We start from the raw sequence: 12,780 nt of genomic DNA on the forward strand, positions 1-12,780 counted from the left end.
TTGCAATCTCAATAAGAGTTGCTGGGCATGTCGGCTAAACGAAAAAACTAAAGGAGAAAAGTGAAAGCGTGGAAAGTCTTAGGCAGAGTTTCGGGCGGCATCGGCCGCCTGATTGTCGCAACTGGCCTGCTCATGTCTGTTGCTCTCAGCCATGCGGCAACAGAAGACCAATGCATGAATCTCTTCCGAAAATCTTTGGGAGTTCCTGGGACACCGGAGTGCGCGATACAGACGGGCGGCACTATGCCAGGGAACGATGGTCCAGATGATCCCTTTAACTTCCTGAATTACTACAACTGCGGAACCTGGATACCGGATTACTGTGCCGGGGCGACGGGCGGCACTCCATCGGACGTCACATGTCCGGTCAGCGATCCCGTATTCGCAGCCAGCGGTGTCGTCAAGACAACTGAAAATGATTTCGTCAGCGGCGATGAAATTCCGCTCACATTCACGCGCACCTATCGTTCCGTACCTTACCCGTTAAACACCCCGGCGATGGGCACAAACTGGGTTCATAACTGGCAGCGCAAGCTGGGTATTGTTGGTACGGGCGACAACGCAGTAAAGGTCAATGCATACCGCGCAAACGGTGAACCGTTAACTTTCACCCTGACAAACGGCGCATGGCGAACTGCGGTTTTCAGCGGCCTGACCCTTGCCCGGAATGGCGCTGGATGGTTGCTCACCGATCTCGTTGCCGAGACGGTTGAGGCCTATTCCGCGCAGGGTCTACTGCTATCGGAGACGACCAAGACCGGGTTCGTCAGGACACTGAACTATGATGGATCGGGCCGTCTTGTCACCATCACCCAGCATGGCCCCGGAACAAAGGCTAAGTACGATCTCACGCTCCAGCTTGAATATGACCAGAGTGGTCGCCTTGCTCGACTGACCGACCCCACGGGTGGTATCACGCAGTACAAGTACGGTATCTGGGGCAATCTGACGTCGGTCACATGGCCGGACGGGAATGTTCGCCAGTATGCATACGCCGACGCGTATTCAAAGCGCGCGCTGACGGGGGTCATTGACGAGACCGGCTCGCGCATCGCGACGTGGACCTACGACACACAGGGCCGGGCAACTGCCGTTAGTCACCCGGACACAACTAAGAACGTGCAGTTTGTGTATGGGTCGGGAACGACCGCTCTCACGGATAGCAATGGCGCAAGAACGCTTTCTTTCTCGACGATAGCAAACACGGTTGTCCCGACCGGCAGTAGTGGCTACATAACAAATGGATTCAGCTGGGACGCGTCGGGTGCTCTGCTGGGCACCAACGCGGCGGCACGTAACGCTGTCTACGCATACGATGGCACCGGTCGCCCGGTAAAGGCAACGGTGCGGACCTCGTCTGGCGCCTCGGTTACCTCAGTGCAATACGCCGATGCAATGAGCCTTCATCCGGCATCCGTCGCCATGCCAGGAAAGCTGATGTCCTTCGTCTACGACGGCAATGGCAACGTCACGGGTTATAGCGAGCGCATCACAAACGATCCGACTGGCGAGGCCGGTTTTAATGCGACCTGGAACGGGCAGCAACAGCGGACCGTAGGCGCCCGATATGATCAGTTCAACCGGCTGGCCGAGGCGATCACCTATGTGAACAACGTCATGACCGCTGACTGGGTCTACGTCTACGATTACACGGGGAATCTCAACACCGCGCAGGATTTGGTCTCCAAATGGCTCTTCGGCGATCAGGACAGGGATGCAACGCACCGTGTCACGTGGCAGACCGGCAATTACCGGGAGGCCCGAATTGCGTACGACGCGAGAGGACGGGTCACACACTTCACATATGATGAACAGGCTATACCTGCAACGGGTCGGGCGCGTCGTCTGCTCACCGTAAATTACGGGTATTCGGCCGATGGCAAGCCGGTGTCTCGCAACGCAACTGTCGCGACAAATGGGAGCCCAGCGGCTGCCATCAGCAGTGACGACACGGACAAGTGGCTTGATAACTACCAGGCGGGGCTCGACCCAGTCGGACCTCCAGCCGGCGTTCTTGGCTGGGTAAGGTCACTGGCATCGGATGCGCCTGTGAGCATCAGCACCCTGTGTACTGGGTGTGGTTATATTCAGGCTCGCCCCGCGTGGTCCCTGTTCCTTCAGGACCTCTATGTCAATGCACAGACCGGAAAACCGGTCACTGATAACCCGGTAGAGATCCAGGTCGCGGCGCAGAACCAGTTACCGTTCCCGGTTTTAACGCCCAACCTGTCGCAACGGAACGCACTTTACGCAAAGCTGTTTGCAAGCAGTACAGTTGATTCAGCAGGGTTCATCAAATGTACCGACTCTGGAGATTGCGCGCAGGTAAGAACGGCGTGTCGGGCGAAATGCTCGAGCACCGTCCTGCCGACCCGTGATTATGGCGTTACGTTCTGGAATTGCGTCAACGATTGCGCTGAGCTCAAAGGGTGTCCGCGAATGTAACACGTACAGTTCATATGCCGGGAAGAAGCGCTGGTAACGAAATCTGAAAGAATCAACCTGACAAGGAGTGTGGAACAATGATTCAGGATAAAAGAGCCGCTGCGGAGGTAAGCAGCCGGATGCTGAAGATTAACGGTGCGCTGGATGATGCGATTTGTTTTGTTCGGGATCATTGTTCAGCGGAGGAACTAGAGCAATTCAAACTTGCTGTAGGAGAGGTTATGTATACGGTGTTCGAGAAGACCATCATCCCAATCTATAAGGAACATCCTGATTTGGTTCCCGATGGCCAAAGAGTGAGTGGAATTACCGACTGACAAGTGGCCATCGCAGCAACAGGACGAAAGAGCGATTCGTCCGGAAAGTACGGACCGTCCTGCCTTGCGTGAACATCATTCGGATGTGCACGGGCGTACCTCACCGGACGTCAAATATCTGTTGAGGGAGGTGACCAGTTCGCCTCCCACATCGCGCAACGCGCAAGCATGCGCCGAAGGCGATCAAGCGTGCACCGACAGAGGCGACGGCGTGAACTAGTCACGAGGAATGATTTATGGCGTTGAGTTTCCGGCCAGACTTGAGCGCCTGTGCCTTCATCGTGGACGGTCTTTACCGGTATCTGAAAGAACACGAGGGCGGGGAACCCGCGGAGCGGGTTCTGCACCCTCAACATAAACGTGTGCTGAACGATGAACTGCGTGTGCGACGTGCCGGGATCACGTACGACGCGTACAGCTTCAATAACATCGCTGTGCTGGAAGACCCCTGTTGCCGTGTTCCCTGGCTGGTGACAGCTGAGGGGCACCGTTGGGATCTGTAACCCTATCATCGCTCGCCGTGGGGAATGCGCCTGTCCTTCCCATGCGACGTGCACCGCAGCATCGACAATGCATCCCTCTATACTCCGAACAAGGCATATGTGTTGTTAGACTCGTTCCGGCGTTGCAATCGACTTAAACCATAGACCAAACGCACGTCTAGGATGTAGGGCCGTCCTTTCGTGGGGGGGCGAAGGTTCGCCGCACCGCAGGGTGTCGGGAAACGTGGGGGAATGGATGTTTGAGGGCGCGAGAGGAAAGAATTTCTCCTCACACGCCACCCGGACAGCCTTATGTGGCGGGGCTGTTTATCATAGGGTGTGATTTGCCCCCAGCCCTGTCAACACAAACTGTGGATAAACAGGAGCGGCACCGGTCATTCGAGAGTGGCCAATGCAACTGCATCCATCGGCACCGCAAGCGACAAACCCATTCGCATCAACGACTTAAGCCCGTAGCCCTGGACTTATCAACAACCCTGTGCACACAAACTGGGGATAACGTTGAGGCATGCCAGGCTCTTCGTTCTGTGAAAGAGCTGCCATTCAACGTCCACTGGTTCATTCCGTACCGCCCGCACAATTTCCTCTGCGTTCAACGCGTTAGCTTGCTTGTCAGATAGTTTTCAACAGGCTCATCAACAAAAAGTGGGGATAAGTGCGGGGCCGTCAGTACGGAATCCCCAGGCTTCGCTAGTTGACGAGCCCCGCGTTGGTTGCCGGAACGGCGGAGGCCGAAGCCGAAGCCGACTCCACCGGCGGATTCCCCATCGCCTGAAACAACGCTGCCGTGTCCGTCAGACGCGCGCTCGTATAGCGGATCTCATCGAGCTGCGCGTTGCGGAACTGCTGCTCGCTCGAACGCGCCGACGCGATCGGCAACGCACCCAACCGGTAGCGCCCCGAGGTTTCGTCAAAGATGCCTTGCGCCGAGCGCGCGGCAATGTTCGCCGCGTCCAGCGCCTGCGAGTCGTGTTCGAGCGCGGCGAGCGTGTCGGCGACGTTCTGGAACGCGGTCAGTACGGTTTGCTTGTACTGCGAGACCGTGGCGTCATAGGTATCGATCGCCGCGCGCCGTTGCGCGAACAGGGCGCCGCCATGGAACAACGGCTGCGACAGCGACGCACCGATGCTCCAGATCGCGCCCGCACCGGAGAGCGCCACTGGCCAGCTAAAGCCGCCTTGTCCCATCGACGCACTCAGCGACAGACTCGGGAACATCTGCGCGGTGGCCACGCCGACGTCGGCCGCAGCGGCCTTCAAGGCGGCGTCGGCGGCCTGAATGTCGGGGCGCGCGCGCAGCAGCTCCGACGGCACCACGACGGGCACCTGCTCAGGCACATGCAACAGCGCGAGTTCGAGATCGTCCGGCGCCGCGTCCGGTGTGCGGCCGAGCAGCACCGCCAACGCGTGGCGCGTGGTCAGCCATTGCTGCTTCAGGCCCGGCAAGCTCGCGGACAGACTGGCCGCGCTTTGTTGCGCGCTCAACTGATCGGCGTGGGTGACGGCGCCCAATGCATAGCGCCGCTGCGTGTCGCGGGCCTGATCGTTGGCGATCGTCACGAGCCGTTCCGTCGTCTCGATCTGCGCATGCAGCGCGGCGCTGGTGATCGCCGCGCTCACGATATTGGCGGCGAGCGCACGGCGCGCGGCGTCGAACTGATACGCCTGCACGTTGACGCGCGCGGCGAGCGCCGCGTCGGCCAGCCGCGCCGCGCCGAACAGGTCGAACGTGTAGTGCGCCTGCAATTGACCGACGAAGATGTTGTACAGAAACGTGTTCGGCCCGATCTCCGGAATCGCCAGCGCGCGATTGCGCGTCACCTGGCCGCCGGCGTCGATGGTCGGCAGCATCGAACTGCCGATCTGCGCGCGCAATTGCTCACGCGCGGCGGCGAGGCTCTTGTCCGTCGCCGCGAGCGTCGGGCTGTTGCGCAGGCCTTCATCGACGAGCGCGTTCAGCGCATCCGATCGATACAGCTTCCACCATTCGGGCACCGGCTTCGCGCCGACCACGAACTGCTGCGTGACGCCTTGCGCGGGCACGGTTTGCGTCGGTTGCGCTTCGGCGCCATAGTGCGACGGCTGTGGCATCGCGGGCGGCTCGCCGCTCGGTCCGAACGAACAGGCGGCGAGGGCGCATGCCATGCCAGTAAGCGCGGCGATGCGCGAGTATCGGAACAACGTGGGAGTGGCCATGCTCAATTCCCCGTATGCGTCGTGCCGGACGCGGACGGCGTCTGCGGCTCGCGTTCATCGACACGCACGCGGAACGACGCGGCGTACAGCGCGGGCAGATAGAACAGCGTGAGGATCGTGGCGCTCGTAATGCCGCCCATCAGCGCGGTGGCCATCGGGCCGAAGAAGTTCGAACGCAACAGCGGAATCAACGCGAGCACGGCTGCCGCCGCGGTCAGCGTAATAGGCCGGAAACGCCGCACGGTCGCGCCGACAATCGCATCGAAACGCTTATGCCCCGCGGCGATGTCCTGCTCGATCTGATCGACCAGAATCACCGAGTTGCGCATGATGATGCCGAACATCGCGATCACGCCGAGCATTGCGACAAAGCCGAACGGCTGGCCGAACAGCAGCAGCGTGAGCACCACGCCGATCAGCCCGAGCGGCGCGGTCAGCACGACCATCAGCACGCGCGCGAAACTTTGCAACTGGACCATCAACAGCGTGAGCACGGCGATGATCATGATCGGCATCTGCGCATTGATGGAGGTCTGGCCTTTGCCGCTTTCCTCGACCGAGCCGCCGATTTCGATCCGGTAGCCCACCGGCAGAGTAGCGCGTATCCGGCTCAGCGCCTTGTCCACGGCATGCGTGACGTCGATGCCTTGCGCGCCGGGCGCGACGTCGGACTGCACGGTGATGGTCGGCTGACGGTCGCGTTCCCAGATCACGCCGTATTCGAGGTCGTTGCGCAAATGGCCGAGCGTGCCGAGCGGCACGGGACCGTTCGGCGTGGGCATGGCGAGCGTAACGAGCTGCGCGGGGTCGACGCGTTCGGCCTTCGGCGCGCGCAGATCGACGCTGATCAGTTTGTCGCGTTCGCGGTACTGCGTGACGGTGTAGCCGGAGAGCGTCATCGCGAGGAAGCTCGAAATGTCGTCGGAGCTCACGCCGAGTTCGCGCGCTTTCTTCTGATCGACTTCGAAGCGCACCGAGCGCTCGGCGGGTTCGTCCCAATCGAACTGGACGTTACTGGTGCCGCGATCCGCACGCATGGTCGCGGCGACGCGCTCGGCGATCGAGCGCACGGTGGCGATGTCGTCGCCACTCACGCGGAACTGCACCGGATAGCCGACGGGCGGCCCGTTCTCGAGACGCGACAGACGCGTGCGGATTGCCGGGAAGTGGTTGCGCAATTCCGGTTCGAGCCATTGCGCCAGCTTTTCGCGATCCTTCACCGACTTCGCCGTGATTACGAACTGTGCGAAATTCGGTTGCGGCAATTGCTGATCGAGCGGCAGATAGAAACGCGGCGCGCCGGTGCCGACGAAGTCGACCGTGTGATCGATTTCCGGTCGGCCCACCAGCGCTTTTTCCAGCCGCGTGGCCTCACGCAACGAGGCTTCGAACGACGCGCCTTCGGGCAGGCGCACATCCACCAGCAACTCGGGACGGTCCGAACTCGGGAAAAACTGTTGCGGCACCAGCGTGAAACCGGCCATGGCCAGCACGAACAGCACGACGGTGATCGCCAGCACGACGAAGCGCCGCTCGATGCACCAGCCGACCCAGCCGCGCAGGCGCCGGTAGAAACGCGTGTCGTAGATATCGTGCTCGTGATCGTCGGGCAGATGCGACTCGTGCGCCTCGCGCTTACGCTCGGGCAGCAGGTGATAGCCGAGCAGCGGAATCAGCACGACGGCGGCGAGCCACGAGGCGATCAGCGCGATCGCCGACACTTCGAAGATCGAGCGCGTGTATTCGCCGGTGCTCGACTTGGCCAACGCGATCGGCAGAAAACCGGCGACGGTGACGAGCGTGCCGGTCAGCATTGGAAACGCAGTGCTGGTGTACGCATAAGCTGCCGCGCGCGTGCGGTTCCAGCCTTGCTCCAGCTTCACCGACATCATCTCGACTGCGATGATCGCGTCGTCGACGAGTAGCCCCAGGGCGAGCACCAGCGTGCCGAGCGACACCTTGTGCAGGCCGATGTCGAACAGATACATGCACAGCGCGGTGACGGCGAGCACCACCGGGATCGAGATCACGACCACCATGCCGGTGCGCACGCCCAGCGACACCAGGCTCACCACCAGCACGATCGCCACCGCTTCGGCGACGGCTTCGAGAAAGTCGTCGACCGAACGCGCGACCGCGTCCGGCATGCTCGATACTTCGACCAGTTGCAAGCCGGCGGGTAGCGCGCGGCGCAAATGCACCATCTGCTGATCGAGCGCCTTGCCGAGACGGATCACGTCGCCGCCCGGCTGCATCGTCACGCCGATGCCGAGCACGGCCTTGCCGCCGGCGCGCATTTGCGTGGCGACGGGATCGTCGTAGCCGCGTTTGATCGTGGCGATATCGCCGAGACGGAACGAGCGGTTGTTGATGCGGATCAGCGTGTCGGCGAGCGCGTTGACGTCCTTGAACTGGCCGGTGGGACGGACGAACACGCGGTCGTCGGCGGTGGTCAGCGTGCCGGCCTGCGAGACGCTGTTCTGCGAATTGATCGCCTGGCCGAGTTGCTGCGGCGAGATGCCGAGGCGCGTGAGTTGCGTGTTGGCGATCTCGATGTAGATGTGCTGATCCGGATCGCCGAAATAATCGACCTTGCCGACGCCCGGCACCCGCAGCAGCACCGTGCGCAACTGGTCCGCGTAGTCGTGCAGTTGCGCGGGGGAGAAGCCGTCGCCTTCGAGCGTGTAGATGTTGGTGTAGACATCGCCGAATTCGTCGTTGAAGAATGGCCCCTGAATGCCTTGCGGCAGCGTCGCCGCAATATCGCCGACTTTCTTGCGCACCTGGTACCAGGTCTCGGGCACGTCCTTGACCGGCGCCGAGTCCTTCATCGAGAAGAACATCAACGATTCGCCGGGGCGCGAGTAGCTGCGCACGAAATCGATGGCGGGCGTCTCCTGCAATTTGCGGCCGATGCGGTCCGTGACCTGTTCCTGCACCTGGCGCGCGGTGGCGCCGGGCCAGAAGGTGCGGATCACCATCACGCGGAACGTGAAGGGCGGGTCTTCGGATTGCGCGAGCCGCGTGTAGGCGAGGACGCCGAAGGCGGTCGCGAGCGCGATCAGGAAAACGACCAGCGCCTGGTGGCGCAGCGCCCATGCGGACAGGTTGAAGCGTCCTTCTTCATGCGTGGTGCTCATGAAGCAAAGTCCTCGGGATGCAATGGTGCAATCGCGCGGACTCTTTCGCCGGCGGTCACCGTATGCACGCCTTGCAGCACGACGCGTTCACCGTCCTTGAGGCCCTGACCGATCACGACGGTGCGCTCGTTGTAACGCGTGACGGTCACGCGGCGCAGTTCCAGTGCGTTATCCGTGGCGCGCACGATCCACACGGCGGGCTGCGTGCCGTCGTGGAACAGCGCGGTGGCGGGCACGGTAAACGAACCGTGCTGATCGGCCGAGGCGCTAGCTTGCGCGGCGAGTTCGATATCCGCGGTCATGCCGAGGCGCACGTCCGGGCCGGCATTCTCAAGCGTGAGTTTCGCGCGATAGGTGCGGCTTTGCGGGTCGGCGGCGGGCGACAGTTCGCGCACGCGTGCAGTGAACTTGCGCCCCGGCAGCGCGGCGAGCGTGACGTTGGCGGTTTGCCCGACCGAGAGCGCGGCGAGCGCGCTTTCCGGTACGTCGCACACCACGTCGATGTCGCCGCTCCACGCGAGGTTGTAGACGGCCTGGCCCGCGGAGACGTTCTGGCCGGTGTCGGCCTGTTCGGCGGTAATCACGCCGGCGTGATCGGCGGCGAGCGTGGTGTATTGCAACTGGTCTTTCGACAACGCCGCCTGCTGCGCGGCCTGATCGCGCTGCGCGACGGCGGATGCGTACGTATTGGTGGTCTGCTCGAGTTGCGCGGGCGCAATCAGGTTCTCCTTGGCCTGCGCCTGATCGCGATCGAGTTGCTGCTTCGCATACACGAGAGCGTGCTGGGCGGCGGCGAGCTGCGCCTGGGCGCTCGCGGCATTCTTCTGCGCGTCCGCCGGATCGAGCCGGGCGACGATCTGTCCGTTCTTCACGACATCGCCGAGACGCACGCGCCGCTCGACGATCTTGCCGCCGACGCGAAACGACAGCGGCGTCGAATAGCGCGCCTGCACCTCACCGGGCAAGGACGCAGCCTGCGTCGCGCTGCCGTCCGCATGCACGGCGACGGCCACCACCGGACGCGGCTCGGGCGCCACGGCTTCCTTCTTCGAACACGCGGTCAGCGTGACGACGCCGGCCAGAGCCAGCACGAATGCGGCTCGATGCAACCGCGCGCAATGACGATACCGATGGGACTGCGGGCGCATCGCGGACGATGCGGGAAGACCAGGACGCTTCACAATTACCCCAACTGGAGACAGCGAACGAACACGGCAAGCCACAGCGGCCCGCCAGCGAAGATGCGTCGGCCGTTCATGCAATTGGCATACGCATCTGATTTCGAATGTTGATTTGCATTCTAATACACACCTGTATTTGAATGTTGAGGTGAATTGGAATTCTTTTCAGTGCTAGACTTGCGCCCATGAAACGGCAACGACTGACACGCGAGCAGAGCAAGGACCAGACGCGCGAGCGCCTGCTCGACGCTGCGCAAGCGATTTTTATGAAGAAAGGTTTTGTCGCGGCGAGTGTCGAGGACATCGCCGAGGCGGCGGGCTATACGCGCGGTGCGTTCTATTCGAACTTCCGCAGCAAGAGCGAGTTGTTTCTCGAACTATTGCGGCGCGACCACGAGATCATGCAGGCGGGGCTGCAAGCCATTTTCGCGAGCGCGGCATCGCGTGAGGAAATGGAGGAGCGCGTGCTGCGCTACTACAGCAACCTGCATCGCGAGAACAAGTGTTTCCTGCTGTGGGCGGAGGCGAAGTTGCTCGCGGTGCGTGACGGACGCTTCCGGATTCGCTTTAACGCGTTCATGCACGAGAAGCTCGAGCAATTGAGCGCGTACATTCGCGAGTTTTCGGCGCGTGTCGGCACGCCGATGCTGATGCCGCCGGAGACCCTGGCGATCGGCTTGATGGGCTTGTGCGACGGCGTGCAGTTCTTCTACACGGTCGACCCGCAGAACGTGCCGGCGGAGCTGGTTGAAACGGTGCTGGCGGGATTTTTCGCGCGCGTGGTGTTCGGGCGCGACGCGTAAGCGCGTTGAAACGCGCTATCAGTTGGTCGGCAACTGCGCGCAGGCGTCGGCCACCGGCGTGGCGCACACGTACGAATACTGGCCGCTGTAGCGCAGCACTTCTTCACCCACGTGCAGGACCACCTTGATGTCCGGGCATCGTTCATAGGCAATGAAGGCCGAACAGGCCGCGGCGGACCAGCAGACCAGCGAGAACGCGATTTTTTCGAAAAGCTGAAAACGGTGTGTCATGGCGATTGATTGCGATTGATTTCCTTTCGGGCGCTATGTTACCAGAGTACTAGGGTTTATACCTAGTCGAAATCCGCAATAATGCTCGCAATAAAGCCCGCCATGGGCGCGCAAAAGTGACGCGAACGCCTCGGAAACCTGTCTGGATTGTCATGTTCAGGTCAGGGTTGGGACATGATCGGGTCGATACAATCGGATCGTTGGGCAAACCCGCGCGCGCCTTGCCGCACGGGTCGACACAGGCGCGAGGGGTGCGCCGGCCCGGCTTTACCGAGGCAGGAGTCGTCCCATGAACCAATTGCAGTCGATGCGCGTATTCGTCAAAGTGGCCGACCTCGGCAGTTTCGTCGGCGCGGCCGGCGCGCTGGATCTCTCCACGGCGGTCGTCACACGCCACGTCGCCGATCTGGAAGCGCGCCTCGGCACGCGCCTGCTCAATCGCACCACGCGCCGCCTGTCGCTGACGGAGTCCGGCACGACCTATCTGGAGCGCGTGCGCCACATTCTCGACGACCTCGAAGGCGTGGAGCAGATGGTGGTGGCGCGCAATCACGAGCCGGTCGGCACCTTGCGCATCGTCGCGCCGGTGGTGTTTGGGCTGCACAGCCTCGCACCCGTGGTGCAGTCTTATGCCGCGCGCTATCCGGACGTCGTGCCCGACGTCACCCTGGCGGATCGCCATGTCGATCTGGTGGAAGAGGGCTTCGACGTCGGCATTTTCGTGGCGCGGCACATGCGCAGCGCGAGCATCGTCACGCGGCGACTCACCACCGGTTATATGACCGTTTGCGCGACGCCTGCCTACCTGGCGCAGCACGGCACGCCGACCCGGCCTGAGCATCTGCTTTCGCATCCGTGCCTGAGCCGGCCGTCCGAACAGGGCGGCGAGGAGCGTGTGTTCACCGGACCGGACGGCGAAGTCCGCGTGCGCCCCACGAATGCGATCGTCGCGAACAATACGGAGATGCTCAGGCAGTTCGCGCTGCTGGGCATGGGCGTGGCGATCCTGCCGAGCTATCTGATCGGCCGCGATCTGGCGTCCGGGCGGCTCGTGCCGCTGCTGCGCGACTACCGTCTGCCGCAGATCGAAATCACGATCGCCTATCCGAGCCGCCTGCATTTGCCGGCGAAGGTGCGTACTTTCATCGATCACCTCGTCGAGTATTTCCAGCAGCCGGGCCAGCAGACGCGCGATCCGCGCGCCGTGGCGCCGACGCGTTCCGTGGCCCAGGCGGTGGAGGCTATAACGGAGGACGTGGACGATCTGCCGGTGACCGAATTGTCTTCCGACGCGGCGCGTCCCTTGCACAAGGCCGCGCGCTCGCGGATCGCGGCGTCGTCGCCGTTTTGATGTCGAGTGCGGGGGGCGTTGGCGTGTGAGTTGCGGCGCCAAGGTTTTCGGCTCAGACGTGCGAGACTGGGTTATCTTCTTCGATTCGAGGCTGGTGCAGCCGCACGAGTTCGATAACGACAAGATTACCCAGAGAGCCGAACCGCATGAACCTGAGTTTCGCCAGCACTACGTTTGCTGACATCGACACGCTTGTGCACATCCGCATCGCCGCGATGCGCGAAAGCCTGGAGCGCCTCGGCCGCTTCGATCCGGTGCGCGCTCGCGAGCGCTTCGTTGCATCGTTCAATCCGGCGTTTTGCCGGTTTATTCTGATCGACGGCGCGCAAGCCGGATTCGTGCTGTTCAGGTCCCAGGGCGATCACCTTGTGCTGGATCATCTCTACATCGTCCCAACGCAGCAAGGCAGGGGAATCGGGCAAGCGATACTAGCCGAGTTGTTCGCCGAGGCGGACTCGAAATCGCTGCCGATCAAAGTAGGCGCGCTGCGCGACAGCGATTCGAATCGTTTTTACCAACGCCACGGCTTCGTCAAAACCGGCGAAAGTGAGTGGGACATTTATTACGTGCGCGAGCCGCGCAGACGAATCTCGTAGATCAGCCCCGTGCCGCC

At 62.1% G+C, this 12,780-nt stretch carries 10 protein-coding genes; 6 read left to right on the forward strand and 4 right to left on the reverse strand.

What is annotated here, in order from left to right; translation table 11 throughout:
* Positions 1-60: 60 nt before the first annotated feature.
* The 3 genes from PQR42_RS35770 to PQR42_RS35780 all read left to right on the forward strand — a co-directional run bounded on the left by PQR42_RS35770 (position 61) and on the right by PQR42_RS35780 (position 3,265).
* Positions 61-2,445, forward strand: coding sequence for a DUF6531 domain-containing protein (locus PQR42_RS35770; protein ID WP_408384238.1), 2,385 nt, complete (start codon positions 61-63; stop codon positions 2,443-2,445).
* Positions 2,446-2,522: 77 nt separating this feature from the next.
* On the forward strand, positions 2,523-2,762 hold the full coding sequence (locus tag PQR42_RS35775; protein ID WP_408220399.1) for a hypothetical protein: 240 nt from the start codon (positions 2,523-2,525) through the stop codon (positions 2,760-2,762).
* A 236-nt stretch (positions 2,763-2,998) separates the two neighbouring features.
* Entirely contained in the window at positions 2,999-3,265 is a 267-nt protein-coding gene (locus PQR42_RS35780; RefSeq protein ID WP_408220401.1) for a hypothetical protein, read from the forward strand.
* Positions 3,266-3,955: 690 nt separating this feature from the next.
* Here the strand turns inward: PQR42_RS35780 and PQR42_RS35785 are convergent.
* The 3 genes from PQR42_RS35785 to PQR42_RS35795 are packed head-to-tail and all read right to left on the reverse strand — an operon-like array spanning position 3,956 to position 9,749.
* Complete coding sequence (locus PQR42_RS35785; protein ID WP_408220403.1) at positions 3,956-5,461, reverse strand: efflux transporter outer membrane subunit; 1,506 nt, start codon at positions 5,459-5,461, stop codon at positions 3,956-3,958.
* 2 nt (positions 5,462-5,463) lie between these two features.
* Positions 5,464-8,601, reverse strand: a complete 3,138-nt coding sequence (locus PQR42_RS35790; protein ID WP_408384236.1) for an efflux RND transporter permease subunit — start codon at positions 8,599-8,601, stop codon at positions 5,464-5,466.
* On the reverse strand, positions 8,598-9,749 hold the full coding sequence (locus PQR42_RS35795; RefSeq protein WP_408384234.1) for an efflux RND transporter periplasmic adaptor subunit: 1,152 nt from the start codon (positions 9,747-9,749) through the stop codon (positions 8,598-8,600). The genes PQR42_RS35790 and PQR42_RS35795 overlap by 4 nt, the downstream gene beginning before the upstream one ends.
* Before the next feature lie 218 nt (positions 9,750-9,967).
* On the opposite strand from PQR42_RS35795, the gene PQR42_RS35800 reads away from it, so the two are divergent.
* Positions 9,968-10,585, forward strand: a complete 618-nt coding sequence (locus PQR42_RS35800) for a TetR/AcrR family transcriptional regulator (protein WP_408220409.1) — start codon at positions 9,968-9,970, stop codon at positions 10,583-10,585.
* Between the two features lie 18 nt (positions 10,586-10,603).
* On the opposite strand, the gene PQR42_RS35805 is transcribed toward PQR42_RS35800, so the two are convergent.
* Entirely contained in the window at positions 10,604-10,816 is a 213-nt protein-coding gene (locus tag PQR42_RS35805; RefSeq protein WP_408220411.1) for a hypothetical protein, read from the reverse strand.
* A gap of 289 nt (positions 10,817-11,105) precedes the next feature.
* On the opposite strand from PQR42_RS35805, the gene PQR42_RS35810 reads away from it, so the two are divergent.
* Entirely contained in the window at positions 11,106-12,167 is a 1,062-nt protein-coding gene (locus tag PQR42_RS35810; protein WP_408220413.1) for a LysR family transcriptional regulator, read from the forward strand.
* 146 nt (positions 12,168-12,313) lie between these two features.
* Positions 12,314-12,763 carry a GNAT family N-acetyltransferase gene (locus PQR42_RS35815; protein WP_408495062.1) on the forward strand — a complete coding sequence of 150 codons (450 nt, stop codon included), beginning with the start codon at positions 12,314-12,316 and terminating at the stop codon, positions 12,761-12,763.
* Positions 12,764-12,780 lie beyond the last annotated feature (17 nt).

Origin of the sequence: Paraburkholderia sediminicola, from assembly GCF_046027355.1 — a bacterium.
Classification (GTDB): domain Bacteria; phylum Pseudomonadota; class Gammaproteobacteria; order Burkholderiales; family Burkholderiaceae; genus Paraburkholderia; species Paraburkholderia sediminicola_B.

Bases quoted from the DNA above. Each gene is read 5' to 3' on its own strand.
- PQR42_RS35775 (WP_408220399.1), top strand. From the start codon at position 2,523: ATGATTCAGGATAAAAGAGCCGCTGCGGAGGTAAGCAGCCGGATGCTG.
- PQR42_RS35780 (WP_408220401.1), top strand. From the start codon at position 2,999: ATGGCGTTGAGTTTCCGGCCAGACTTGAGCGCCTGTGCCTTCATCGTG.
- PQR42_RS35785 (WP_408220403.1), bottom strand. From the start codon at position 5,461: ATGGCCACTCCCACGTTGTTCCGATACTCGCGCATCGCCGCGCTTACT.
- PQR42_RS35790 (WP_408384236.1), bottom strand. From the start codon at position 8,601: ATGAGCACCACGCATGAAGAAGGACGCTTCAACCTGTCCGCATGGGCG.
- PQR42_RS35795 (WP_408384234.1), bottom strand. From the start codon at position 9,749: ATGCGCCCGCAGTCCCATCGGTATCGTCATTGCGCGCGGTTGCATCGA.
- PQR42_RS35800 (WP_408220409.1), top strand. From the start codon at position 9,968: ATGAAACGGCAACGACTGACACGCGAGCAGAGCAAGGACCAGACGCGC.
- PQR42_RS35805 (WP_408220411.1), bottom strand. From the start codon at position 10,816: ATGACACACCGTTTTCAGCTTTTCGAAAAAATCGCGTTCTCGCTGGTC.
- PQR42_RS35810 (WP_408220413.1), top strand. From the start codon at position 11,106: ATGAACCAATTGCAGTCGATGCGCGTATTCGTCAAAGTGGCCGACCTC.
- PQR42_RS35815 (WP_408495062.1), top strand. From the start codon at position 12,314: ATGAACCTGAGTTTCGCCAGCACTACGTTTGCTGACATCGACACGCTT.